Source organism: Brevibacillus fluminis (assembly GCF_052072235.1).
GTDB classification, from domain to species: Bacteria; Bacillota; Bacilli; order Brevibacillales; family Brevibacillaceae; genus Brevibacillus_D; species Brevibacillus_D fluminis_A.
In genome coordinates, this window is record NZ_CM125436.1 from 3,947,746 (window position 1) to 3,973,227 (window position 25,482).

Consider the following 25,482-nt stretch of genomic DNA (forward strand, 5'->3'; position numbering starts at 1 on the left):
AGTCTCCTTTATCTGGTTGTTAGTTTCGACAAAAAAAGAAAAATTCCCCCTTCTTCGTCTATTTGACGAAGAAAGAGGAATTTTGTTACAGCAGGGCTGCACCTTTCGGGTGAACCGCGTTATTGCAGCCCTTTTGGCGCTTGGCTGAAGCCTTGCACAGGTCCGTCTTTTTTTGGCTGCTGCGAACGGTGCGCATCGCCGCCTTGACGGACATGGCTCTCTTGCTTGCCGTTGATGTCATTTGACTTTTTCTCCATAGCAAATCGCCTCCTTTGCCGCAAACTTGCTTTAGTTTGTGATGAAAGAAGGCGGGCTATCCAGCCGCGCGGACAATTCTTGCCGCTTGTCGTGGATGAGAGTTACCCCTTGATCCGGTAAAACGCGCACGCATTGGCATATACGCGCTCTGCGACCAGTTCTCTCGCCAAGCCTTTCAGCTCTGCCAGCTTCGCCACTACGTCAGCAATCATGGCCGGATGGGTCATCCTTCCGGCAAACGGGCCTTCAAACGGCCACGGTCCATCCGTTTCGACCATCAGCTGCGAAAGCGGATAGAAGCTCGCCAGCGCTTGGATGTCTTGCTCATACAGCACATCCGGCGTCAGCGAAATGTAATATCCGTTGCGGATCATGCGCTCTGTCGTTTCCGCCGGTCCTTTGTACCAGTGAAAATGCGCGCGATTCACCCCGTGCTTTTCCAGCAGGTCGCACGCGATGGCAGCGTCATCGTAGACGGCGTGCAAAACGATCGGCTTATCAAGCTCTTTGGCTAACCGAATGAATGTATCCAAAAGCTCAACATACGGATCAAGCGCAAAAGCCTCTCCCTTCTCTTCCATCTCCTGCCGCAAATAATACGGCAGCCCGACCTCGCCGACCGCGACCATTTCCGCCGCGTGTTCCCGAATCCATGCCAAAAGCTGCTCCTGTTCGTGCAGCGTCGGTACAGCCTGTTCAGGATGATACCCGTATGTCGGAAAAACAAGCGCCGGATGCTGCTGCGCAAGCGCGCTCGTCCGCTTGGCGGAGGCGAGATCCATCGAGACGGCGATCATGCCGCTTACGCCAGCACGGGCACAATCGAGCAGCAACTGCTCCTGTTCTGCCGGCTCATACTTTTCCAGGTGAATATGCGCGTCAATCCCTGCCTTCATTTGGCCTCACCTGCCTCAAGCGCGTGTACGACACTGTTTCGCTTCAACGACTCATACAATTCTTGCCGCAGCAGCTGGAATTCCTTCGCGTGCATGATCTCCTCCCGGCGCGGACGGGCAAAAGGCACCTTCAGCTCTTGCAGGACGCGCGTCGGCTTGTTGGACAGGACATACACCCGATCCGCCAAATACAGCGCTTCCTCGATGCTGTGCGTGACGAACAGGACGGACCGCTTGTTCGCTTCCCACAAATCCAGGAGCCAATTTTGCATCTCCTGCCGCGTCAGCGCATCGAGCGCGCCGAACGGCTCATCGAGGCACATCAGCTCCTGGGGGGACAGGAGCGCACGGGCAAATGAGGCACGCTGCTGCATCCCGCCGGAGAGCACATGCGGATACTGTTGCTCATAGCCCGCAAGCCCCACTCGACCCAGCCACTCCCGGGCCAGCCGCAGCGATTCTCCTTTCGGGTAGCCCGCGACTTCCCTCGCCAAAATAACATTTTCTTCAATCGTACGCCACGGCATCAGGGCCGGCTGCTGCGGCATGTAGCTGATCAGCCCTTTCGTCCCCGTCACATCGCTGCCATCTTGCACGATGCGGCCAGTGGTCGGCGCCAAAAGACCGCCGATCAAATGAAACAAGGTGCTCTTTCCGCTGCCGGACGGGCCGAGGATCGCGACGAATTCGCCCACACCCACGGTCAGACTGATGCCATCCAGCACCCTCGTCTCTGTTTTGCCATTCCGAAAGCTTTTCACGATGTTTTGTAACTCAAGCTTGATTCCGGACACGCGCGCCCCTCCCTTTGATCAGCCATTTTTCCAATAGAAGCACGGCGGCGAACATCACCAGACTGAGCGCAAAAATGACCATCAGCGCGACGAAAATCCGATCCGTACGAAACGATGATTTGGCAAACAGCATGTAATAGCCGATCCCTTTGTCGGTGCCGAGCCATTCCGCGATCACCGCCCCCATGACACTGTATGCCGCTGTAATTTTCAGCCCGGCGAAAAAATAAGGGAGCGCATTCGGCAGCTCCAGCTTGAAAAACAGCTGGCGCCGGTTGGCACCGATCATGTTCATGTAGTTGTACATGGACGGGTCGGTCTGGGCAAAGCCGTCGAGCGTGGCAATGACAACGGGAAAAAAGCAGGCGAGCAAAATCACGATCATCTTGGGCAAAAGTCCATAGCCGAACCAGATCATCAAAAGCGGCGCCAGGGCGATGATCGGAATGTTTTGGGTCAGAATCAAAAGCGGATAAAACCCGCGCTTGAACCCGGGGATCAGGTGCAGGATGCACGCGATGACCAACCCTGCGGTCCCGCTCAGCAAAAAGCCGGCGAGTGCGATTTGGGACGTCGCCCACGTGTGCATGCCGAGGCGCGGCAGCTCCGATAAGGCTTCGCGCAAAATGTCTGCCGGGGAAGGCAGCAGCCACTTTTCGATACCAAACAAGCTGACAGAAATCTGCCAGCCCAGAATGAAAAGGAAGACCACCAAAAGTGGTGGCCAACTCGTTTGAAGCCATTTCATACCGCTTTTCATCGGTATTTTTCCGTTAATTTGTCCATCGAGGCACCCGATGGCTTGAACAAGATTTTGACCTGTGAAATGACGCTGGGGCTCCCCATCTCCAGCATCGCTTCATTCATCCGTTTCACGATGTCCAACAGTTCGTCCAGATCGCCCTCCATCGTCGTTTCCAACGGATTGACCACGTATTTGACCTTGGCTTGGTCGATGATCTCGATGGCCCGGTCGACATACGGGATGACATCCTCATTATCTTTCGTTCTCGGCAAAATCTGAATGCTGACAAGTGCATTCGCCATATTCGCATCACTCCCGCTCGCTTTTATTCAGGAAGGAACTGGTTCGTAAACGCCCGATCCGCGTCGAGCGGCTTCTCCAAGAGCTTGTGGTCGAGCATCCAGCTCGCATAGTTTTCCCATACCGCTTTTTTCTGCTCGCCCCAGCGCGGTGCATCGTCCTTGTAGCGCGGCGAGAGCCATTTTTGGCTCGCATGGACGAGATTTTTGTCCAGGTCAGGCGCTGCTTTGCAAAGGATGTCCGCCGCTTCATCCGGTTTGTCGATCGCAAACTGATAGCCTTTGGAAACCGCGGCCATAAATTTTTTGACCACGTCAGGCTTCTCTTGAATCATTTTTTCATTGGTAACGAGAACAGGTGTGTAGTAGTCCAGTTTTTCCGAGTAATCCTTCAAGTAGATCATGTTCATCGGCTCTTTGCGCTGCTCCGCCTCAATTCCGGTCCAGCCGTAGTAAATCCAGGCGAAATCGATGTCGCGCTTGACCGCCGTGAAGTAATCGGCGTCACCGATGTTGACGATTTTGACTTTGCTCGCATCCGCTTGCTGCCCTTGCATCAACGACTCGATCATGGCGTTTTCCGCAGGCGAGCCCCAGCCGCCGTACGTTTTGCCTTCGAAATCTTTCGGCGTTTTGATGTTTTTGGCGACAGGAGAAGCAAACCCGGACGTATTGTGCTGGATCACAGCCGCGATGGAAACGAGCGGCACGCCTTGAATGCGGGCCTGGGTGACGCCTTCCTGATAGCTCACGCCGAATTCTGCGTTACCCGCGCCAACCATCTGGTCCGCTCCTGTCTGTCCCGGCTGGATGATTTGTACATGGAGTCCTTGCTCCTTGAAAAAGCCTTTGTCCTGCGCGACATACAGCCCGGTATGGTTGGTGTTCGGCGTCCAGTCCAGCACCACCTTGATGTCAATCGGCTTGCCCGCGTCTTGTGCAGGCTGACCGGCAGCTGCCTGATTGCCCGTCGCAGGCGGCTGTGCGCCTTGCGAGCATCCGGCAAGCGCCAGGAACGTACCCAACAGTGCAAACGTCAGTTTTGCTTTGATTCTCATGGTTTTGTGTTCCACTCCTCTGGTTGAAAATAAAAATAAAAACGCCCCCTGATCCAGGGAGCGCTCCATATCCATGCGAAAGTACCTGTTCGCCGCTTCTTGCGGGCAGAACGTTTCCTACGCTGGCATTACCCAGATCAGGTATAAGGGTCAGTATCTTGAAGGGATACACTCTCAGCCGGCCAATTCCAGCACCCCGTGGCATCTATTAGGTTTCGGCTACATTATAGCACAACCGGTCGGTTTGTCTATACGTAAACGACACTCGGCTGCAGATCCTTTGAAAAAGGCGATCATACCGGCTCACCTTCCTTGTGCTACGCTACATATACTGTCACCAGAATCCCGCTAGGAGGTAATCTGCTGCATGACCAGACCAACCATCGGCATACTGACATGGCGCGGCGAAGGCAGCCGGTTCGCAGAACCCGGCTATTTTCGCCGTTTAATTCAGGAAGGCTCGCACTTGGGCGCAAACGTATTCCTCTTCTCCCATAAAGATGTATCCTTGGCGCAGCGCAAAATCAGAGGCTATGTCCCCGGTGCAAACGGCGGCTGGGTCAGCAAAATTTTCCCGTGGCCCGATGTCGTCATCGACCGCTGCCGAAAAGGGTCGCCGGAGTACAGAGAACTTCGCAAGAAAAAAAATCTGTTCCTTTACGCCAATCATACGTACACGAATAAAGCGACAGCGACAAAAATCTTTCTGAAAGAAAAAAGCTTGCTGAAATGGATGCCGGACACGGTCGACTATTCGCCCGCCAACCTGCGCGACATGCTTGGCAAATACAAGCTGCTTTACATCAAGCCCGGCAATGGCACGGGCGGCCGCAGCATCCTGCAGCTGCGGCGTGCAAAGGATGGCTATCACCTGCTCGGGCGCGATCTTTCTCTCGTTCGGCGCAAGGCCCATTTGAAGAGCGAAGCCGCATTGGTCACCTGGTTGAACCGCTGGGTCAAAAACCAGCAGATTCGCAACGGAAATTTCATGGTCCAGCAAGGCTTGCAGCTCAACCTGGTCCCCGGCCGCGTCGCCGATACCCGCCTCTTGATTCAAAAGGATGAGACGGGCACATGGTCCGTGACAGGGCTTGGCGTTCGCGTCGGTCCAAAAGACAGCTCCACCTCCAATCTGCATGGGGGCGGAAAAGCCGTTCCGTTCCAAACGTTTTTCCGCGAGCGGTTCGGCGAGCAAAAGACAGGTGCCATTCTCGCGGAATGCCACGAACTCGCTCATGCGGTCGTCGATGTGATCGAACAGCATTTTGGCAGCATGATGGAATTCGGCCTGGACATTGGCGTCGATGTAAACGGCAGAGTGTGGCTGATCGAAGTGAACCCGAAACCAGGGCGCGACATTTTCAAAGAGATGGGGCAGACTGCCTTGTTTCGCCAATCTATCCAGCGCCCGCTGCAATATGCCATGCATCTTCTCGATCAGCAAAGAGAGCAGAAAGCCCTGTGAATCAGGGCTTTTTCTCATTTTACTCTCATCTTTCCCTCATCATATTCTCATTTACATATAGGAAAATAGACCCTAAAGAAAAGAAATCTCGTTACCGATAGTTAGAAACCTCTCCTTTTTTAGGTCCATCTGCTCAAAATGCCCATAGGAAAATTTTGCAGGGTTATGTATCTGGATACATTGCTTTAACATGGAAATGTACCCAGTTAGCTGGGGCGACAACAACACGAGGAGGAACAACAATGACAAAGAAAGATTGGCTGAAAAAATCTACATTGGCTGTCATGCTGAGCACATCCCTGTTGGTGTTCGCTGATGGTGGACAAGCCTTCGCTGCGCAAGCGAGTGCGAGCGATGTAGCGAACAATGCCTATGATTTGCTGGGCAAACCATATAAAAGCAACGCAAATGGACCAAGCTCCTTTGACTCGGCGGGATTCATTACATATGTCATGAAAGAAAACGGCATCAAGCTGGATGATTCGCTCAAATCGTTGACGACAGCAGGAAAAAGCGCATCGACGACTGACATCAAGCAAGGCGACATCCTGTTCTTCAAAAATGATTCCTATGCAGGCATCTACGTCGGGAACGACAAGTTCCTGTACGCTTCCAAAGGCCAGGGAAAAGTTGTTGAACAAAATCTGTCCAAAGTAAAAAGCGATTTGACCAAAGTTCGCCGTGTCCTGGATGAGAATACCGGCACAACAAAGCCAGAAACTTCTCAAAATTGGGAAAAGGTTGCCCAAAGCGTCATCAAAGCTGGTGAAAAGTACCTCGGTACACCATACCAATATGCATCCAGCCGTTCTGACAAATCTACGATGGACTGCTCCGAATTCGTGATGTGGGCCTACAAAGAAGGCGCGAACATCGACTTGGGCAAAGGCGGCGCTCGCTCCGAGTTCAAGAAAACGAAAGAGATTTCCCGCAGCCAACTGCGCCCTGGCGATCTTGTCTTCTTCTCGACCAGAGCAACCATGAAATATGACGCAAACGATATTAACCGCATCGGTCACGTCGGCATCTATGTTGGCGATAACAAGGTACTTCATACATATGGTGAAGGCGGCGTGAAATACAGCTCCATGAAAAGCGGCTGGTGGGACGAGCACTTTGTCAGAGCTGGCCGTGTCATCAACTAATCAGGCTATCGCAGGATCGATTCGAACCGTTGGCTCCCCAATCTTTTTGGCGGAGCCTTTTTTCTACAAAAAAAGCCCTCAGACACCGCTTCCGGTGCGCTGAAGGCTTTTTCCTGTTTATTGCTCTTGCGTGGCAGTACGACTAGGCCAGTACGGTTACGTCAGCACCCAGCAGTTTGGAAACGACCGGCGGATACAGCTCCGGTGTGCCGTACAAACGCCAAGCTCCGTCCGCTGCCTGTCCAATCACGGCAAACAGCGACCAGTTTGCTGCAAGCGCGTCTTCCACTGCGCTCTCAAGCTTGAGAACCAGCTCAGCGCCGCCTTTTTGCTTCACGCTCCAGCCTGATGCCTGCTTGGCTGAAACGACCCAGACATTCTCTGCGACCTCGCTCGGCTTGCGAGCGGCGTCGTACAGATTGCCCAGCGCTTCTTTTTGCAGCAGCTGGCGCATCCGGAACGCTTCCGGCAATGTCTCCTTCAGCTCCGTCAGCAGCGTCTGCATTGCAGCGGAGAGAATGGTCTTGTGCCGCTTATCCAGCCATTTGAAGAACGCGGTCAGGACGGAGAGCAGATTGGCTGCAAACGTTTTGGAGATGGTCTCCGAGCGTTTCACGCAATCGTGCGTGAGGAAATAGGCCATTTCCTCCGGACGCAGCTGCGCCCAATCAAAACGCGGTCCGAATGCGCTGCGCACAAAAGTGCGGAACAGATTCATGACCTCATCGTATTTTTTTACAGTCGCTTCGGACTTGCCTTCCGTCATTTCGCGCACGAAGTCGGCAATGTCGCCAAGCAGCTGCGGCTGTACGGTATAAACACTTTCCGGCAGCCCTTCGATCAGCGGGCGGCTGAGCAAGTTTTCGATGCTCATCGCCGCATTCGGCAAGGCCAGGCGCGGTCTGAGCAGATCCAGACGCATATAGCGGCCCGCTCCCTGGCCCACCTGGTTTTCCTTCTCCATCTGGGTCACGACCTGCTCCAACTGCTGTTTGAACTCGCCATGCTCCGATGCTGCGACCAGGATCGGCTCCATGCCGCCCAATTCCGGCTGCTCCGAGGTCAGCCACTTTTCGGCAAAGTACGTCTGAACGGCCCATTGCAGCAGTTTGGGTGGAAGCGCAGGCTCACTGGTGATGAAGATGGTGCCATTGCTCAAGCGAGCATTGGTCGAGGTCAGCACTTGAATCGGCTGCTCCTCCACAAGCTCGCTGCAGTACAGCGCATCGGCGATCTCCTCTGCTTGCGGTGCGAACGCCTCGATGACGAGCACCTCTTCCTGCAGATGCACTTCACCCGCAACTTCATGCAGCTCCAGGAGCGCGTTGCCGAGCGGCTGCAGCAAAAACTCCTGCTTGGCCGTTGTATACACCCACAGCTCATCAGCCGCATCCTGCTTTTTCAGCGTAAATGACGGATTCGCCTCCAGGCGCTCCCGCATTTCACTGCGCGAAAACGGCTGCTTGTACGTGCGGCGCAATAGCCCTGTTGCCTGCCGCTCCATCTGCGTCGATCCGGATTGCAAAACAAATCGGTACAGGTCAGGCGCTGTAAGGCTACCCGAGTTTTTCGCCAATTCGAGTAACGCTGGCTGCAGTTGGGCTGGCAAAAACATGCTGCCCGAGAACAGCAAATCCCGCTGTCCGAGTGACAGCAAGCGGCCTGCTATAATCTGCCCGGGTTGTGGGGTGACGCCTTTGACGTCGACGACTTCACGGCGTCCCTCCCCAAGCAGCTCGCGAACGGTTACATGATCATCATGAATCTCCTCAAGTACATAAAGCGCGAACGAGAGGTGACGGAAGCCTTCTTGCAGCTCCGCTTCCATTTTCCGGCCATCTTGGGCCAAAAATTGATCCAGCAAGCTGCCCCCGACTGGTTTGCGATCAAACACGAACCAGTTGTAGAAGTGTGCAGCCCATTCCGGCGAAAGCAGCGTTTCTTCCGGCAAGCCCACTTCTTGCGCGATTTGCGCCCGCGCCTGCGCTACATCCGCATCCGTCGCATGTACGCCTACGAATCTGCGCAGCTTTTCGATCCACATGGTGTATTCCTTGCGCAAGCGCTGTTCACGCAAACCTCGCAACTCATCAATGGGCGTGACGACACCACAACATTTTTTGTATTTTTTTCCGCTTCCGCACGGACAAAGCTCATTTCTACCGACTGACATGGGGGATGGTTCTACTCCTTTCGTCACGAAACACTCACGCATGGTGACAATAAAAGTCCACGCGTGAAAAAAACGCCTTCGACTTATGTTCCCAGTTTTCCCCGATTCGTCGAAATTCGCTCATCATCTGGGCAAATTTTTGTTAGAATCGTTGGGAATCATGGGTAATTCCAGCATCCGCCAATGGTTCGTAATGGGAAACAAAGGCTTCCAGCTGCTGGATCATTCTTTCAATACGCTGTTTTTCCGCAATTTGGCTCGAAATAGCAGATAATTGGTTGGTTGAAAACAGGCGAATCACCTCTTCATCCATAAACGCAAGGCGTACCCGATAGTCCTGGATGATCTGTCGCAACAGAACAAACCGCTCTTCTAACCGGATCATTGCCTCATGCTGACTCATTGTCCGATAGCGGCCAGCACCTGTTGGATTCCTTGTACGAGCTGCTCGTTTTTCCATTTTTCCTGCATCAGCTCTTCGATTGCCTGCATGTTGCTTTGTTGGAAGTTGTTCACAACTTCTTGACCCATATCGTGGTTGCGCGTTTCCAGAAGAGCTACCGCTTTTTTCAACAACTCGTCAACTTCATGCAGTACCGGTTTTGTCAATGTCGTGTTCATTCCCAATTCCTCCTTGGCCTCAATCGTTATCGTTGATGCATTGTTACCTTCATTGGTCGATTCATCTGTTTCTTCTGTTGATTCTGTTTCGTCTGTTTCTTCTGTTGCTTCCGGCACCTGTGCCTCATTCTGTTCATCGGCGGCTTCCACTTGCGGTGCGTCTGTTTCTGTTGCTTCCGCTGCATGTGCGGCTTCAACAGCTACAGGCGCATCGGCAGCTTCTGCTTCAACCGGTTCGACCGGAACATCCGCGCTCGCTGCTTCAGCTGCGAGCGTCGCCGCCGCTTCCGCCTGATGCGCATCACCGGTCGTCTCTTCCGCCTGGCTTCGTATGTACACCACTTCACCTTCCACCTGGAACCTGTCGTCCATTTCCGGAAGAAAAACGTACTCTTTTGCGTTCAAGCCAAGATACACTTCGAGGACATGGCCATAGGAACGCAAAGCCAGCTGCTGAAACTTCCGCTCGACAGCAAACGTATACAGCAAGTCGTTGGCCAGCTTCCAGTCGACCAGGTACCAGCGCGGGTCCCCTTCATATTGTACAAATCGGGGATCTCGCTCCAGTTCCAGCATGCGGGAGACTTGATTCCAGGAAAAGCTGGTTCTTTTTCGCAGCTCGGGTATGATCTGATCCAGGCTCCTCGGTAAATGTGTCTCACGCATGAATCGGTAAGCCAAATCGAACACCTGATGTGGCGCGTATGTCAATTCCAATATCGCTTCGCTGCGCCCAATGCGAACCGGTCCGGCTGGATGCGCGAGCACCTCTTGGAGCATAGATTCTGCTGGGGTAACAACATCGGCTTCCCGCAGTGTTTGGTCGAGTCGCTCTAAGAATTCATTTCTTGGAAGTGAACGCTCCCCGGGCCGGAACACTTTCTTGATGAAACTGGCGGATGTATAGGTTGGCCGTTTCATGAACATTCTCCTCCATTCTCCCAGACATCTTCCAATGTAAGTTGGAATAAGGTAGGTATTCTACAAAAATAGAAAATTTCCTACTTACGATCTATGATGTTGCATGAGTTTTTCTGCGATTAATACCCGCGCCACACCCGGCGGCGAAGCACGGGTGCATAATCCCATTCTTCTTCCATCTGCGTCAAGGTTTGCCCAAGCGCATTCATTTTGCTGTCGATCTGATCTAGGTAGTGGAACAGAACGGCGGTTGGCGTTTTACCGGAGACCGCGCTGCCGTATCCGAGGTCGACGTCACCGTGGTGGCTCAAGATGCAATGCTTCAGGTGCAAAATCTCCGCATCCTGGGGCGAAATCCCAAGCGCCCGGCAGGCGTCGCTGACCAGTTCAACCCCCATGACAAGGTGGCCGATCAGTTGGCCGGGCGTGGAGTATTCGGGCGCGATGGCATCGGACAGCTCGTACAGCTTCCCGATATCGTGCAGGATGCAAGTCGCGTACAGGCTGTCGCGGTCGACCTGCGGATAAAGCGGCACTATCCGGTCTGCCAACGTGAGCAAGGAAACGATGTGTTCCAAGAGCCCGCTGTAGTAGTTATGATGCATTTTCACGCCAGCCGGAAAGCTTTTGAGGCGGTCTTGCAGGTCGGGGTCCCCGAGCAAATGCTCAATTACGCTTCGCAGCGTCTGGCTTTTCAGCTTGCCGACATATTCGGTAAGCGACGCCCACAGCTCGTCTTGCGGCACCGGCGAGGCTTGCACCAGCGACTCATGCCCCACCTCGTCCGACGCAGTCGCGAGGCGAATGCGCTGGATGACCAGTTGTTTTTTGCCCCGATACATCTGAACGGTCGCATCGATTTTCACGATCGCCTTCACCTGGATGATCTCTTTAAGCTCCTCGGTTACATCCCATACTTTGGCCGGCAAGCTGCCGGACTGATCGGCCAGCTCCAGGTTAAAATACTCCTTCTGGTTGCTTGCCGTCGCCAGCTCTTTTTGTTTGACCAGGCAAAATGTGATGACGCGTTCTCCCTCCGCATAGTCGTTCAAGTGTTTCAAGATGGATTCCCCTCACTTCTTTTTCGCCTTGGAGAAAAGCAACTCTTTCAATTTGGTTACCATATTTTGTCCTACCAGCTCATCCGCTGTTTTCACAACGCTCGAGATGACGTCCAGCAGGTTTTGTTTGCCATTCCAATGCTCAAGCACGATGGATTGATCCACATCGAGCAAAATTTTTCGCAGCGCGTAGACCGCGAGCACGACATCATCGACCATCCCCAACGGACCGGCCACCAGTTCCGGAATCAGATCGATCGGCGAGATGAAATAGGTGACCGCCAAGCCGACGATCGCTTTTGCTTCCAGCGGGACCCGCTTGTCCACCATCAATCGGGCGAGGAGCACGAACAGGTCAGGCGCGAGCAGAATCACTTGCGAAATTTGATCGTTGACGCCCTTTTCCTTGATGAACCGTTCCATTTTTGCACGCAATTTATCGTAGAAGCGCTGGTGCTCTTCCGGCAGTTTGACAGGCACCAATTCGGTTGTTTCGCGTTTCACCAAGCTGTTCATTTCGTCCATCGTGAACACATCCTTTTCCCTGCGTTATTTACCCTTCTTTTTGCGGTAAAACGAAAAAGCAACGATACCCACCAGAACCACAATGAAAAAGATCGCCAAATTCCGGGAAATCAGATCAAAAAGCTGCTCCCATCGCTCACCCAGCTGCCAGCCAAGCGTCACGAACAAGACGCACCACACCAACCCGCCCATGTAGGTGTACACGATAAACGACACAAAAGAGAGCTGTGTGATCCCGGCGAAATAAGCGGTGAATTGTCTGACGCCCGGGATGAAGTACCCAAGCGGCAGCGCCCATTTGCCTACACGATTAAACCAGCTTTCCGTCTTTTTGTAAACGGTATAGCCCAATCCGAGGCGTTTGCCGTATTTCTCGATCACCGGATAGCCGACTTTCCTGCCGATCCAGTAGGCGGCCGTCATGGCGCTGATCGACCCCAAATAGCAGACGAGCATCGTCATCCAGTAGTCAAGCTCCCCTGTCGACACGAGAAACCCGGAGAATACAAGCAATGTCTCTTCAGGCATCGGCATGCCGAGGATGCCGAGGAAAAACAGCAAATAGAGCGCGATATAGCCATAATTGGCGATATATTCGCTAAATACTTGAATCGCTTCTTGCAAGCCCTTCACCACACCCATGCCGCAAAATGTACGCACTCTCTAGTATTATGCCAAATCTTTGGCTGAAAGCAAATTTGACCGGTCGAAAATCGTCGTGCGAAATTGGCGCTGTCGAATCGTTTCAGGTATAATAAGGAGAATCTGACCACGCTAAATGAGGGAATTGTGTACATGTGGAGAAAATTATATCGCAAATTCAAATTTGAATATTACAAATTGATGCGAATGAAAGGAGCCGCATCGATCATTGCCAGAGGATTCGCTCTTGGCATTGCGATTGAATTCATTACCTTGCCCACCATCGGTTTAGCGTTCCTGCTGCTGTATCCGTTGAATACCCTGTTCCGCGGCAGTTTCTCGGCAGCCCTGATCGGCTTTGTCATTGGAAAGCTGGTCCTGCCCATTTTCATGATTCCGAATATGAAACTCGGCAGCCTCATTCTCGGTCAATCCGCGTCCAATCATGTCGATCACGGCGGAGCGGGCTTCTGGGCTTTTATCGCCTGGATGAAAAAGTACGGGCTTGCCTATTTTACCGGCAGCGCTGTAATGGGTATTTTTGCCGCGATCGTCAGTTATTTTTTGGTCTATGCGGGGCTTACGCTGTACCGGAAAAGGAAAGCGCGCCGTCGCTCCGCTTCGGTAGGGTGACCGGACAAAACATACGTAAAAAGGACCACTCAGCAATGAATGGTCCTTCTTGTGTGCAGGTACGTCCTCTAGCTGGCGGTATTGTTAAAAACGCCTTGCTCACGGAGCGCCTCCATGATCTCGCTTACGGTCTGATCGCGTTCCAGCAAAGACATCACGACGTCGACCTGTTCATGAGACAGTCCGTTTGCCCACAGGCTTTCACGCAGCAGCACGGGATTGTTGCGGCGGAAATTCGCTTGCAGGGTGCGTAGCACGCGTTTCTCAAAACTTTTCTCCAAACGCAGTTCGGTTGTAGACATCACGTAACACCTCTTTTCATTCACTCGTTAATGGCACTTCGCAAAAAAGCGAAATAGGCGAATACCCTTTATTATCTTATAAAGTGAACCAAGAATCAATGTCGGCCTTTCAAACATATGCTAACAAAATGAAAGCCGTGGAACCAGGAAGGAGCTTTTCACCATGATTGTTATCAAATCGGAAACCGAAATCGCGAAAATGAGGGATGCGGGCAAAATTTTGGCTGCCTGCCACCAAGAAATTCGCCATCTGATTCGCCCTGGCATCACTACCTGGGAAATCGACCAGTTCGTCGAGAGCTTTTTGCAAAAGCACGGCGCCACCCCGGAACAGAAAGGGTATCATGGCTATCCATACGCAACCTGCGCATCTGTCAATGATGTCATCTGCCATGGCTTCCCGAAAAAGGAGCCGCTGAAAGACGGCGACATCGTAACGATCGATATGGTCGTGAACAAAGACGGCTGGCTGGCTGATTCTGCATGGTCCTACGCTTGCGGCACCGTCAGCGAAGAAGCGCGTCGTCTGCTCGACCTTACTCATAAAGCGCTGTTCATCGGAATCGAGCAAGCCGTCGATGGCAACCGCATCGGCGACATTTCTCATGCGATCCAAAAGTTCGCCGAAGCCAATGGCTTGGCCGTCGTCCGCGATTTCACCGGACACGGCATCGGGCAAAGCATGCATGAAGATCCGTACGTTCCGCATTTTGGCCCTGCCGGAAAAGGCGCCCGCCTGAAAGAAGGAATGGTCATCACGATCGAACCGATGTTGAATCTCGGCACCTATCATGCCAAAATTGATGATGACGGTTGGACTGCACGGACACGCGACGGCGCCCTCTCCGCACAGTATGAGCACACGATCGCGATTACGTCAAACGGCCCGCTCATTTTGACCGAATAAAAGAGAGAGATTGGTGATTGACTATGATGGAGGAGATTTTGCAGCGATATGAAACGAGTATCGCATGGGCCAATGCAGCGAGACAAATCACCGAAGAACAATGGCTCTCACCAATGAAGGACGGCAAATGGAGCATTGCCGAAACCGTATCCCACCTGATCGCCTGGGATCGTTTCATCCTGGACGTTCGCCTGCCCCATATCGCACCGGGCAAGCAGCTTGCTTCCGCTCCCGTCGATGTGGAAACAATGAATGGCGATGCAGCGCGTTATGCGCGCTCCGGCGTCACGCGCGATGAATTGCTCGACCAGTGGGTGGACGTTCGCTCCCGGCTGCTTGACAAGCTCCGCACGCATAGCGAGGAGTCGTTCGCTGCCCCATATTACATCGGGGATCGGGAAATGACGCTCGCCCGCTACATCGAAGGGATGATCGACCACGATCTGCATCACCGTGAGCAGATGGACGCATTCCTCGGACGATAATGCGAAGAAAAAAAGCAGTAAGCCTCGTCATGACGGCTTACTGCTTCTTTCGTTTGTTAACGAACCTTTTTCATCGTGACACTGCCCATCATCTCTTCCAGCGCCTGCACGTCTTTCTCCAATTCGCGGATATCATCCTCGATCAGTTGCATAAGGCGTTGCTTCTCACGCAAAACTTTGCGAGTTTGCTCAAGACGATGATTCATGTCGAACACACCGAGATACACTTGTTGTTCCCTCCCTATGTAACATGCTACAACTACGTTACATGTTATGCAGGAAGTTCCAATTGTTTACACTTTCGGGTTAGAAAACTTGGTTTCGCGTTTTTGGCGGAGCCTTAGTTCCACGTACCCATTACAACCCCTTGTACTTCGCCAGCTCCGCACGCAGCCGGTAAATCTCCTGCTGCATCGCACGCTTTTCCAGCTGTTCCATTTCTTTATCAATGTTCGCATACGGATTATGGCTGTATTCGCCGCCGAACTCGCTCATCGGATTCACCCATGTCGGCTCTTTCGGCACGATCATCGCCATCGCCAAATAAATCAGGATCGGGATTCCGGTAAAGATGGTCAATACGATCACACCCAGACGAACCAGCGTGGAGTCGATTCGCAAAAACTGCGCCACCCCTCCACATACCCCAAACAATTTCTTGTCATACCCCGAACGATAGAGTCGATTCATCTCACATTCACCTTTCTTTGTTCCTGTACTTGAACTGTTCGTTTCTCTACTACTAGGATAGCAAATCGGCCTGTTGGCCATAACTGTCCATGGAGGGATTTCGCCTCCGTCCCGAGGCGGAGATCCTGGTTCACGAGCCACCTTCGGCGCTTTAACGCTTTTACGTGCCTTTCTTTTCTGCTACAATAAAGAAAAAAGACCGCGCAGGTGGCGGCCTGCAGCGGTCAAGCGATCTTATTTGGGTTGGTAAAGCGGGCGCGGGCGGTCAAACAGCTCACCGAGTGTGGCATAGGAATGGCCCGCCAGTCTGCTTACAGGCGCGAGTTGCTTGGCATCGATTTTGCCGTCGTAATAAAGTTCATCGGCGACATGCACGTGAACGACCTCGGCGATGATCAAATCCGATGTAGCCGGTTCGCCGAGCGGTACGACCTGGTGCAGCCGGCATTCAAAATGGAGCCTGGCCTCGGCCAAGCGCGGTGCCTTCACTTGTGCAGACGGCTGTTTCGTCAGCCCGATTTCGTCCACCTCACTGACGCCCGGCGGATAGTCTGCCGAACTTTGATTCGCAGCGTCCACGTTGTGGCAATCCACCATATTGATGACGAATTCTTTCGTTTCCAAAATATTGCGCGCTGTATCCTTCCAGGCACCGCCCGGCTTCCGGATGACTGCAATGGAAACCATCATCGGTTCGATGCAGGCGACGTTAAAATAGCTGAATGGCGCCGCGTTGACGACTCCGTCTTCGCTGACCGAGGTGATCCAGGCGATCGGCCTTGGCAAAACGCTGCCAATCAGCAGCTTGTATTTTTCTTGGCGGTTAATTTCGCTCGTGTTGATTTCCACGCGCTGTTCCTCCTGTTTCCTCTGCCTTTACGATTCTGTCGGCAGCCAGCTTGACATATACCCCTGATCCTCGATCGCCAGCGCTTGCTTGGTGACATGGAGCGGGTGGAACGTGTCGAGCATGACAGCCAATTCCTTCGTTTCTGTTTTCCCGATGCTCGCCTCGATTTTGCCTGGATGCGGCCCGTGCGGAATGCCCATCGGGTGCAGCGTGATCGATCCTTCATACACGCCTTTGCGGCTCATGAAATTGCCATCCACATAGTACAGCACCTCATCGCTCTCCACATTGCTGTGGAAATACGGCGCCGGGATGGATTGCGGATGGTAATCGTACAGCCGCGGAACAAACGAGCAGATGACGAAATTCGGTCCGGCAAACGTCTGGTGCACGGGCGGCGGCTGGTGAATGCGCCCGGTGATCGGCTCAAAATCGTGGATGCTGAGCGCATACGGATACAGGTAGCCATCCCAGCCCACCACATCGAGCGGATGGAAATCAAACTGATAGCTGTAAATCACATCGCTCCGCTTGACCCGCACCTCGAACTCGCCTGCCTCGACATGGGTATCCAGCCGCTCCGGCACGCGAATATCCCGTTCACAAAACGGCGAATGTTCCAACAATTGACCATGCTCGTTCCGATACCGTTTCGGCGGTACAATTTCATTCGAAGCTTCAATTACCAGAAAGCGGCTTTTCTCGTCTGCCGGGACGATGCGGTACGTGGTACCGATCGGAATCACCAAATAGTCGCCGGGCCGATACGCAATCGTTCCGAAAACGGTCTGCAGCTCGCCTTCGCCTTGATGCACGAACAGCACTTCGTCGCCATCAGCATTGCGGTAAAAATAATCCATCGGCTCGGTCGGGATGCAGACGCCCATGACGACGTCGCTGTTGCCCAACAAATACTGCCGGCCTGTAACCGGATCGCCGCCCGGCGGCAAATCGAACGTCAGAAAATGCTGGTGCTTCAGATGTTCTTGCGTCACGTACTCAATCGTCCGGTCCGCGAATTTTTTCGTCGCACGCACTTGTGTCGGCGGATTATGATGGTACAAAATCGACTGGATGCCAGAGAATCCTTTCGTTCCCATCACCTGCTCACGGTACAAGGTTCCGTCAGGCTTAAAAAAGGTTACGTGCCGCTTGTGCGGCACTTCGCCCATGCGTTGATAAAATGGCATGCATTCTCCCTCTTTCCGTTCCCCATCTCATTTGGCAATGACCGTATTGCGCAAGATCCCGAGGCGTTCCACTTCCAGCTCGACGACATCTCCCGGCTTGAGCCAGTCATAGCGCTCCGTGCCCAGCTCCAGGATGCAGCCGGTTCCGACCGTGCCGGAGCCCAGCACGTCGCCAGGATGCAGCATGCAGTCGGCGGAAGCGTGCGCCACCAATTGAGCGAACGTATAATGAATGTCGCCCAACGATCCGCGCGAATACTCGTTGCCATTCACTCTCGCAATCATCGGCAGATTGAACCTGCTTCCTGACGCAGAAACCGTCCGCACATCTTCCAATTCGTCCAGCGTCACCAAATACGGCCCCATCGAGGTGGCAAAGTCCTTGCCTTTTGCCGGACCAAGACCGACCTTCACTTCTTCGCGCTGCAAATCGCGGGCGCTCCAATCATTAAGGATGCAAAAGCCGGCGATATGCTCCTCTGCATCTTCAACCGCGATGTCGATGCCGCCCTTGCCGATCACGCAGGCGACCTCCAGCTCGTAGTCGAGCCATTCCGTCGCTTTCGGCTTGACGACAGGCTCTTCCGGCCCGAGAAAGGCAGAGGCGTTGGAAAAATAAAAGACCGGAAACTGATACCACTCGGGAACCATGTCCAGCCCCCGGCGGGCACGCGCCGTCTTGACATGCGCTTCGAATGCGTAAAAATCGCGGAAGCTGTTCGGGCGAGTGAGCGGCGATCCCAGGCGCACCTGTTCAAGCGACAGTGGTTCATACTCATGACAATCGAGGGAAAGCGCTTGCAAGGCAGGCTGCCATACCGCCCAGCTTTGCAGCAGCTCCAGCACGGTGGACGGTGCATCGGGCATCGCCCAGTTGATGTCGATCACCGCCTGGTCCACCAAAAGCCCGGCGCGCCATGGCATCGCGTCATTATCCATTGGTCTGTAGGAGACAAGCTTCACCTGTATCACCTCCTTTAGTTTGTGAAAGCACTTTTAGCATAACCGAAATGGTTTCATTTTTCCAGTAGTCTCATGTCGTTCGGCAGCGGCTCTTCGAAGCAGAGGCGCTCTTTGCTGCGCGGATGGCTAAATTCCAGCCGCCATGCATGCAGCGCTTGCCGGCCGATCAAGTCGCGCTTTCCACCGTACAGGTCGTCGCCTAACAGCGGATGCCCGAGGTAGCACATGTGCACGCGGATTTGATGGGTGCGTCCCGTATCCAGACGGAGTTCCACCCATGTATAGCCGTCCTCCCGCTTGAGGACGCGATAATGCGTTCGCGCGGGCTGCCCGTCGGCTCTCACCGTTCGCTCGATGATCGAATGATCGGCAAGTCCGATCGGCGCATCGATTGTCCCTTCCTCCTGCTCAACCATGCCGTGCACAGCCGCGACATACGTACGCAATATCGTACGATCTTTCTGCATCCGCGAACACTGCTCATGTGCCCATTGATTTTTGGCGATGATCATAAGGCCCGATGTGTCTTTATCAAGACGGTTGACGGGGCGGAATTTGCGCTCCTCGCCGTTTGCCAGCCAATAGGCGATGACGCCGTTTGCCAGCGTGCCATCCTCATGTGTGCGCGTCGGATGTACGACAAGTCCTGCCGGCTTTGCCACGATCAGCAAATCTTCGTCCTCAAAGCGGACCTCGATCGGCATCTCCTGCGGCGGGATCGTCTCCGCTGTCTCTTCCTCGACCATGACGATTACCTCGTCATCGGTCTTCAGCACATGATTGACGTACACATCGCTGCCATTGACCAAAATGCGCCCCTCATGCTTGGCGCGGATCAGCAACCTGCGGGACACCCCGTACTCCTGCTGCAGGACATCCCGCACCGTCTTTCCTTGCTGCCGCTCACCTGCGGTAAAACCCAACACCTTCTCCATGCCATCCTCCGCAACTTTTCTCTTCTATTTACGCTAGTATAGTAGAAAGCAGCGGTTTTGTTCAATGCACGCCGCTTGGCCCCGTCAAAATGAAAAAACCGCCAAAGCTCCGCAGAGCTTGTGACGGTTTTTGGCGTGGAAGCCGATTATTTTGCTGCTTTCGCTGCTTCAATCGCCGCTTCATAGTTCGGATGTTGGCCCACAGCCGGTACGTATTCAACGTACACCACTTTATCGTTGGCATCCACGACGAATACCGCGCGGCTCAGGAGGCGCAATTCTTTGATCGCTACGCCGTAAGCAGTACCGAAGGAAAGGTCGCGGTGGTCGGACAGCGTTTCGACTTTGTCGATGCCAGCAGCGCCGCACCAGCGCTTTTGGGCAAATGGCAGGTCAACGGAGATCGTCAGGATCGACACGCCTTCCAGTTGAGCCGCTTCTTCATTGAAACGGCGAGTTTGTTGATCGCATACGCCTGTGTCCAGGGATGGAACAACGGAGATGATGCGCACGGTTCCTTTGGAATCGTCAAGCGTAACAGGATTCAGGGCGTTGCCCAAAACAGTGAAATTCGGCGCTTTGTCGCCGACTTTGATTTCTGGTCCGATCAGAGTTACAGGCTGGTCTTTAAAGGTAACAACGCCTGTGCGTTCTACTTGAGTTGTCATAGCAGACAACCTCCTTTGCAAGAATGATATGTACGTTTATCATCATAACGCATCTTTGTTACTTTTACACTATCCTAACTGTGAAAAAGCAACTTCTTTTATTTCTTTTATTTCGTGCTCATAATCCCAATCGCACTGTTCGTTAAGCTCATGGCAGCGCATCAGGGCATGATACAGCGCGAATTCAAAGCTGACCTGCTCCAGATCATAGCACACCGACAAGCTGTCCGGCTTCATCGTGTTGACGATTTCAATATGATAGTGGTGCCGATCCCCCTCATGCTTCGTCGGAACCAGATACCCCATCCGCGATAACACCGAGAACGTATCGAATACGCCTTCATCGTCAAAATCATGGCTATCCTCTGATTCCGCCAGAAGATCATACAAATCTTCCAGCTCAAGCCGCTCCAGATGATCCGGAGCGGGAATGGACAGCACCGCGCCATCTTCATGTACAAAATAAACATGCTTGCGATAGTGAAAAATGAGTTCGTCCTCTGGCACTTCATCCGTATAAAGCCAGTTCGCAGCCGGAATCAACAGCCGCCATATGCGGGCTGGTTCAACATCGAGCAGTTCCACGACGCACGCCTCCTCTCATTCCCAGTTTGCACCAGAGAGATGCGCACTATTCAACGCCGCTGCCGCTTATGACGCGCTGTTGGCATCAGCCGAACAATCCGTGCTTGCTGACCCAGACGATCCACGAGATGAACTTGGCGAATGGCCATAGCAACAGCTGCGCGATGAACGTACCGAGCAGCCGGCCCAGCCCCAGCTGGAAGATGGACGCCTTCAAATCGCGGAGCGGCCGCTTTTCCATCACGACGTCATCGAGCAGCTTGGCGCTGATCGGATCGACGAAGATGACCAGCAGGATCGTCCCCACTCCATTGATTACGGATGCCAGCATGCTTGCCTGCAGCCGGTCGTTCGGCATCATCGCACCGGCGAACAGGGCGGACAGATTGGCGATGGAGTAGAAGGAAAAGATCGCGGCATTCAGGACGAAAAAAGTATAGCCCAGCTTGACCGTGCGGATTTGGCGCAGGTTGGAGCGAATCGCCGGCAGCCAAAACTGCGACGGAAGCCGAAGCAAAATCCGCAAAATTCCTTCCGACATGATGATGCGCGGAAAACTCCCGTGCTCATCGAGCTTGTAAGTCCCGATCTCCAGCACGCGGGCAACCGTCGGCACAAACAGCATGCCGAGCAAAATTCCGCCGCTCATCGAAAGCAGCACATAATGAAGCTTTACATCCAGCCCGTCCACGTTATGGCTGTTGATCGCCTCTTCCACGACCGAGGCGAGAAAAAACAGCTGAAGCATAACCGCAAAGCGAGAAAATACGACCAAAATATTAAACAATGAGGTGGAGGTGCCGATCCGACCTGTCCGCGCTCCTGATAGGCGAGCTGAATAGGAGACGGTCTCGATCATGCTGATTAGTGCCGTAACCACCAAAACGATGACAAGTTTCACACTTTCTTCCCCTTTTCCAAAACAAGCGGCGCTTATCCTTTATCGCCACTCCTGCATAATACCTTTTCTATCATGGGGCAAGCAACTGAAAGAATCAACTTTTGACTAAAAAAACAATTATTCTGAGCAATTTTCGTATCGCGGGCAAAACAATTCTGAAAATTGGTAGTGTGAATGTAACCGGAATTATGTATATTGATAATTGTACTACCGTTTTTCAAGATAGATGAATTAGGGGGAGAGAAAGTGGAACAGAGAAAAATTAACCGTCTGCTTGTTGCCAACCGCGGCGAAATCGCGATTCGCATTTTCCGCGCTGCCACCGAGCTGGGCATCCGTACTGTCGCGATTTACTCCGAGCAGGACAACGTCGCGTCACACCGTTTCAAAGCGGATGAGTCGTACCTCGTCGGCGCCGGCAAAGGTCCGATCGAGGCTTATCTCGACATCGAAAGCATCATCGAAATCGCCAAGCGCAACGATATCGATGCCATTCACCCCGGTTACGGTTTTTTGGCGGAAAACGCTGCGTTCGCCCGCCGCTGCCGGGAGGAAAACATTCTCTTTGTCGGCCCTTCTTCTGAACTGATTGAAAAATTCGGCGATAAAGTCGAAGCCCGCAAGCTCGCCATGCAGGCAGGAATCCCGATCATTCCCGGCACCGAGCAGCCGATCGAAACGCTGCAGGAAGCGCTCTTGTTCGCCAAGGAATTCGGGTATCCGATCATCATCAAAGGCGTTTCCGGCGGCGGCGGACGCGGCATGCGCATCGTGCGCAGCCAGGACGAATTGCAGGAAGCGCTCGACCGCGCACGGTCGGAAGCACGCTCCTCCTTCGGCAGCGCAGCCGTCTATCTGGAGCGCTATCTGGAAAAACCAAAGCATATCGAGGTCCAAATTATCGGTGACGAACTCGGCAACATCGTCCATCTGTATGAGCGCGATTGTTCGATTCAGCGCCGCCATCAGAAGGTCGTCGAGGTCGCGCCAAGCGTCGGCGTAAGCGACAAGCTGCGCGAAGCCATTTGCCAGGCCGCTCTTACCTTGATGAAAACCGCAGGCTACACCAATGCGGGTACCGTCGAATTTTTGCTGACGCCCGACAACAACTTTTATTTCATTGAAGTGAATCCACGCATCCAGGTTGAACATACCATCACCGAATTGATTACCGGCATCGACATCGTTCAGACGCAAATTCGCGTAGCAGAAGGTCACTCCCTGCACAGTCCGGTCATCGGCATTCCGGCGCAAGCCCAGATCAAGCATACCGGCTACGCCATTCAGTGCCGCGTCACGACGGAAGATCCGGAAAACGGATTCGTTCCCGATACGGGCAGACTGCTCGCCTATCGCTCCGGCGGCGGCTTCGGCGTCCGCTTGGACAGCGGCAACGGCTATGCGGGCGCGACCATTACGCCTTTTTACGATTCCTTATTAGTGAAAATTTCCACATATGCGACAACTTTTGATCAAACTGCCCGTAAAATGCTGCGCACGCTTCGCGAATTCCGTATCCGCGGGGTGAAAACGAACTTGCCCTTCCTGGAAAACGTCGTCACGCATGCCGACTTTTTGAGCGGTCAATACGATACGTCCTTTATCGATACAAAGCCGGAGCTGTTCCGCTTCCCCGGCAGCCAGGACCGCGGCACAAAGCTGCTCAATTACATCGGCAACACGTTGGTGAACGGTTTCCCCGATTTGCCAAAAGTCGAGAAAAAGCCGCATTTTGAATTCCCGCGCATTCCGAAAACACCGTTTTCGCTGCCGTATCCCGATGGGACCAAGCAAATCCTCGATCGCGAAGGTGCGGACGGATTGGTTCGCTGGATCAAGGAGCAAAACAAGGTGCTGGTCACCGATACGACGTTCCGCGATGCACACCAATCTTTGTTTGCCACCCGCGTTCGCAGCTACGACTTGGTTGCCGTTGCAGAAGCGACCGGCAAGCTCGGAGCCGACTTGTTCTCGCTGGAAATGTGGGGCGGCGCAACCTTTGACACCTCGATGCGCTTTTTGCGGGAGTCGCCGTGGGATCGCCTCCAACTGCTGCGCCAGCGCATCCCGAACGTGCTGTTCCAGATGCTTTTGCGCGGAGCCAATGCGGTCGGCTATACCAACTATCCGGACAATGTGATCCAGGCGTTCGTCAAAGCGTCTGCGGAAAACGGAATCGATGTGTTCCGCATTTTCGACAGCTTGAACTGGCTGCCGGGCATGCAAACCGCCATTGAAGCCGTGCGCGAAACAGGCAAGATCGCCGAGGCGGCCATTTGCTATACCGGCGACATTCTCGATCCGAACCGCACCAAGTACAACCTCGGCTACTATGTGAATTTGGCCAAAGAGCTGGAAAAAGCCGGCGCGCACATTCTCGCCATCAAGGACATGGCGGGCCTCTTGAAGCCTTATGCAGCGTATGAGCTGATTTCGGCGCTCAAGCAAGAGATCGGCATTCCGATCCATTTGCATACGCACGACACATCAGGCAATGGCGGAGCGATGCTCCTCAAAGCGGTCGAGGCTGGCGTCGACATCGTGGACGCGTGCGTCAGCTCCGTTTCCGGCCTGACTTCGCAGCCAAGCCTGAACGGACTGATCGCCGCTTTGGATCGCACGCCTCGCGATACGGGACTGTCGCTGGCGAATTTCAACAAGCTGTCCGACTACTGGGAAGACGTGCGCCCGTTGTACCAAGGCTTTGAGAGCGGCCTGAAAACGAGCAATACGGAAGTGTACGTACACGAGATGCCGGGCGGCCAATACACCAACCTGCACCAGCAGGCCAAAGCGGTCGGATTGGAAGGCAGATGGGACGAGGTCAAGGCGATGTATGCCACCGTCAACAACATGTTTGGCGACATCGTCAAAGTCACGCCTTCCTCCAAAGTGGTCGGCGACATGGCCTTGTTCATGGTCCAAAACAATCTGACGGAAACGAGCATCTTTGAAAAAGGCGCGCGTCTCGACTTCCCGGATTCGGTCATCCAGTTTTTCCAGGGATACTTGGGGCAGCCGCCTGGCGGATTCCCGAAACAGCTTCAGGAGCTGATTTTGAAAGGGCGCGATTACTTCACCACTCGTCCGGGCGAGCTGCTCGCTCCGATCGATTTCGCTGCTGTCAAAGAAGAGCTGGCAGCGAAAATCAGCCGTGAGCCGTCCGAGCTTGACGTGCTCTCCTACATCATGTATCCGCAAGTCTTTTTGCAGTACGATGCCAGCTTGAAGGAATACGGGGACCTCTCCTTTTTGGAGACCGGCACCTTCTTCTACGGACTGCGACCTGGCGAGGAAACCGCCGTCAGCATCGAGCGCGGGAAAACGCTGATCATCAAGCTGATCGCGATCGGCAATCTGAACCCGGACGGCAGCCGCATCGTGTACTTTGAATTGAACGGTCAGCCACGGGAGATCAAAGTGCGCGATCACGCCGCACAAGTCACGGTGAAAAGCCGCTTGAAGGCCGACCACAAAAACCCGCACCATGTCGGCGCCACCATGCCGGGCAAAGTTTTGCAGGTGCTGGTGCAGCCGGGTGACAAAGTCAAACGCGGCGAGCACATTTTGGTCAGCGAAGCGATGAAGATGGAAACGACGCTGCAGTCGCCTCTGGATGGCAAAGTGATCGCTGTCCACGTCAAGGCCGGCGATACAATTGAAGCTTCCGACCTATTGATTGAAATTGAATAAGAAACAATCATACCAAAAGACCGATGCGTTACTTCGTAGCGCCCGGTCTTTTGACTTATTTTTTGCTGATTTTTGCT

At 53.6% G+C, this 25,482-nt stretch carries 28 protein-coding genes; 6 read left to right on the top strand and 22 right to left on the bottom strand.

Annotation, left to right across the window (positions count from 1 at the left end; translation table 11 throughout):
* Positions 1 to 119 precede the first annotated feature (119 nt).
* The 6 genes from ACTID9_RS19610 to ACTID9_RS19635 all read right to left on the bottom strand — a co-directional run bounded on the left by ACTID9_RS19610 (position 120) and on the right by ACTID9_RS19635 (position 4,050).
* Positions 120 to 257: a hypothetical protein gene (locus ACTID9_RS19610; RefSeq protein WP_183192424.1), complete on the bottom strand. Its 138-nt coding sequence runs from the start codon at positions 255 to 257 to the stop codon at positions 120 to 122.
* Positions 258 to 359: 102 nt separating this feature from the next.
* Positions 360 to 1,154: a TatD family hydrolase gene (locus ACTID9_RS19615; protein ID WP_441066592.1), complete on the bottom strand. Its 795-nt coding sequence runs from the start codon at positions 1,152 to 1,154 to the stop codon at positions 360 to 362.
* A complete protein-coding gene (locus tag ACTID9_RS19620; RefSeq protein WP_441066593.1) occupies positions 1,151 to 1,948 on the bottom strand; it encodes an ABC transporter ATP-binding protein in 798 nt (265 codons plus the stop codon). Before ACTID9_RS19620 ends, ACTID9_RS19615 begins: the two co-directional genes overlap by 4 nt.
* Positions 1,929 to 2,708, bottom strand: coding sequence for an ABC transporter permease (locus tag ACTID9_RS19625; protein WP_441066594.1), 780 nt, complete (start codon positions 2,706 to 2,708; stop codon positions 1,929 to 1,931). Before ACTID9_RS19625 ends, ACTID9_RS19620 begins: the two co-directional genes overlap by 20 nt.
* Positions 2,705 to 2,995 carry a thiamine-binding protein gene (locus ACTID9_RS19630; protein WP_354090991.1) on the bottom strand — a complete coding sequence of 97 codons (291 nt, stop codon included), beginning with the start codon at positions 2,993 to 2,995 and terminating at the stop codon, positions 2,705 to 2,707. The genes ACTID9_RS19625 and ACTID9_RS19630 overlap by 4 nt, the downstream gene beginning before the upstream one ends.
* Before the next feature lie 23 nt (positions 2,996 to 3,018).
* Positions 3,019 to 4,050, bottom strand: a complete 1,032-nt coding sequence (locus tag ACTID9_RS19635; RefSeq protein ID WP_441066595.1) for an ABC transporter substrate-binding protein — start codon at positions 4,048 to 4,050, stop codon at positions 3,019 to 3,021.
* Between the two features lie 367 nt (positions 4,051 to 4,417).
* Here ACTID9_RS19635 and ACTID9_RS19640 point away from each other — a divergent pair, with 367 nt between their 5' ends.
* Positions 4,418 to 5,515, top strand: a complete 1,098-nt coding sequence (locus ACTID9_RS19640) for a YheC/YheD family endospore coat-associated protein (protein ID WP_441066596.1) — start codon at positions 4,418 to 4,420, stop codon at positions 5,513 to 5,515.
* Between the two features lie 242 nt (positions 5,516 to 5,757).
* Positions 5,758 to 6,660, top strand: a complete 903-nt coding sequence (locus ACTID9_RS19645; RefSeq protein ID WP_441066597.1) for a C40 family peptidase — start codon at positions 5,758 to 5,760, stop codon at positions 6,658 to 6,660.
* A 142-nt stretch (positions 6,661 to 6,802) separates the two neighbouring features.
* Here the strand turns inward: ACTID9_RS19645 and ACTID9_RS19650 are convergent, their stop codons facing one another.
* The 6 genes from ACTID9_RS19650 to ACTID9_RS19675 form a co-directional block, all read right to left on the bottom strand.
* A complete protein-coding gene (locus ACTID9_RS19650) occupies positions 6,803 to 8,875 on the bottom strand; it encodes an SEC-C metal-binding domain-containing protein (RefSeq protein ID WP_441066598.1) in 2,073 nt (690 codons plus the stop codon).
* A gap of 100 nt (positions 8,876 to 8,975) precedes the next feature.
* The gene (locus ACTID9_RS19655; protein ID WP_441066599.1) at positions 8,976 to 9,293 is read right to left on the bottom strand and encodes a hypothetical protein; all 318 of its coding nucleotides are present in this window, start codon (positions 9,291 to 9,293) and stop codon (positions 8,976 to 8,978) included.
* Entirely contained in the window at positions 9,233 to 10,375 is a 1,143-nt protein-coding gene (locus ACTID9_RS19660) for a hypothetical protein (protein WP_441066600.1), read from the bottom strand. Before ACTID9_RS19660 ends, ACTID9_RS19655 begins: the two co-directional genes overlap by 61 nt.
* Before the next feature lie 119 nt (positions 10,376 to 10,494).
* Positions 10,495 to 11,436 carry a 3'-5' exoribonuclease YhaM family protein gene (locus ACTID9_RS19665; RefSeq protein ID WP_441066601.1) on the bottom strand — a complete coding sequence of 314 codons (942 nt, stop codon included), beginning with the start codon at positions 11,434 to 11,436 and terminating at the stop codon, positions 10,495 to 10,497.
* A 12-nt stretch (positions 11,437 to 11,448) separates the two neighbouring features.
* Complete coding sequence (locus ACTID9_RS19670) at positions 11,449 to 11,961, bottom strand: YkvA family protein (RefSeq protein WP_441066602.1); 513 nt, start codon at positions 11,959 to 11,961, stop codon at positions 11,449 to 11,451.
* A 24-nt stretch (positions 11,962 to 11,985) separates the two neighbouring features.
* Complete coding sequence (locus ACTID9_RS19675; protein ID WP_441066603.1) at positions 11,986 to 12,585, bottom strand: DedA family protein; 600 nt, start codon at positions 12,583 to 12,585, stop codon at positions 11,986 to 11,988.
* Between the two features lie 171 nt (positions 12,586 to 12,756).
* Here ACTID9_RS19675 and ACTID9_RS19680 point away from each other — a divergent pair, with 171 nt between their 5' ends.
* Entirely contained in the window at positions 12,757 to 13,236 is a 480-nt protein-coding gene (locus ACTID9_RS19680) for a DUF2062 domain-containing protein (protein WP_441066604.1), read from the top strand.
* Between the two features lie 68 nt (positions 13,237 to 13,304).
* Here the strand turns inward: ACTID9_RS19680 and ACTID9_RS19685 are convergent, their stop codons facing one another.
* Entirely contained in the window at positions 13,305 to 13,538 is a 234-nt protein-coding gene (locus tag ACTID9_RS19685) for a hypothetical protein (RefSeq protein WP_441066605.1), read from the bottom strand.
* A gap of 163 nt (positions 13,539 to 13,701) precedes the next feature.
* On the opposite strand from ACTID9_RS19685, the gene map reads away from it, so the two are divergent.
* Complete coding sequence (gene map, locus ACTID9_RS19690) at positions 13,702 to 14,445, top strand: type I methionyl aminopeptidase (RefSeq protein WP_441066606.1); 744 nt, start codon at positions 13,702 to 13,704, stop codon at positions 14,443 to 14,445.
* Between the two features lie 23 nt (positions 14,446 to 14,468).
* The gene (locus ACTID9_RS19695) at positions 14,469 to 14,930 is read left to right on the top strand and encodes a DinB family protein (RefSeq protein WP_441072659.1); all 462 of its coding nucleotides are present in this window, start codon (positions 14,469 to 14,471) and stop codon (positions 14,928 to 14,930) included.
* A 56-nt stretch (positions 14,931 to 14,986) separates the two neighbouring features.
* On the opposite strand, the gene ACTID9_RS19700 is transcribed toward ACTID9_RS19695, so the two are convergent.
* The 9 genes from ACTID9_RS19700 to ACTID9_RS19740 form a co-directional block, all read right to left on the bottom strand.
* Entirely contained in the window at positions 14,987 to 15,136 is a 150-nt protein-coding gene (locus tag ACTID9_RS19700) for a hypothetical protein (protein ID WP_441072766.1), read from the bottom strand.
* A gap of 151 nt (positions 15,137 to 15,287) precedes the next feature.
* Entirely contained in the window at positions 15,288 to 15,620 is a 333-nt protein-coding gene (locus ACTID9_RS19705; protein ID WP_441066607.1) for a PspC domain-containing protein, read from the bottom strand.
* 234 nt (positions 15,621 to 15,854) lie between these two features.
* Positions 15,855 to 16,469: a flavin reductase family protein gene (locus ACTID9_RS19710; protein WP_441066608.1), complete on the bottom strand. Its 615-nt coding sequence runs from the start codon at positions 16,467 to 16,469 to the stop codon at positions 15,855 to 15,857.
* A gap of 27 nt (positions 16,470 to 16,496) precedes the next feature.
* The gene (locus ACTID9_RS19715) at positions 16,497 to 17,660 is read right to left on the bottom strand and encodes a homogentisate 1,2-dioxygenase (protein WP_441066609.1); all 1,164 of its coding nucleotides are present in this window, start codon (positions 17,658 to 17,660) and stop codon (positions 16,497 to 16,499) included.
* 27 nt (positions 17,661 to 17,687) lie between these two features.
* Entirely contained in the window at positions 17,688 to 18,623 is a 936-nt protein-coding gene (locus tag ACTID9_RS19720) for a fumarylacetoacetate hydrolase family protein (protein WP_441066610.1), read from the bottom strand.
* Positions 18,624 to 18,676: 53 nt separating this feature from the next.
* On the bottom strand, positions 18,677 to 19,558 hold the full coding sequence (locus ACTID9_RS19725) for an RluA family pseudouridine synthase (protein ID WP_441066611.1): 882 nt from the start codon (positions 19,556 to 19,558) through the stop codon (positions 18,677 to 18,679).
* Positions 19,559 to 19,704: 146 nt separating this feature from the next.
* Positions 19,705 to 20,226, bottom strand: a complete 522-nt coding sequence (gene tpx / locus ACTID9_RS19730; RefSeq protein WP_441066612.1) for a thiol peroxidase — start codon at positions 20,224 to 20,226, stop codon at positions 19,705 to 19,707.
* A 69-nt stretch (positions 20,227 to 20,295) separates the two neighbouring features.
* Entirely contained in the window at positions 20,296 to 20,811 is a 516-nt protein-coding gene (locus tag ACTID9_RS19735; RefSeq protein ID WP_441066613.1) for a hypothetical protein, read from the bottom strand.
* A gap of 85 nt (positions 20,812 to 20,896) precedes the next feature.
* The gene (locus ACTID9_RS19740; RefSeq protein ID WP_441066614.1) at positions 20,897 to 21,712 is read right to left on the bottom strand and encodes a lipid II flippase family protein; all 816 of its coding nucleotides are present in this window, start codon (positions 21,710 to 21,712) and stop codon (positions 20,897 to 20,899) included.
* 246 nt (positions 21,713 to 21,958) lie between these two features.
* On the opposite strand from ACTID9_RS19740, the gene pyc reads away from it, so the two are divergent.
* The gene (gene pyc, locus ACTID9_RS19745; RefSeq protein ID WP_441066615.1) at positions 21,959 to 25,405 is read left to right on the top strand and encodes a pyruvate carboxylase; all 3,447 of its coding nucleotides are present in this window, start codon (positions 21,959 to 21,961) and stop codon (positions 25,403 to 25,405) included.
* The last annotated feature ends 77 nt before the right edge of the window (positions 25,406 to 25,482 follow it).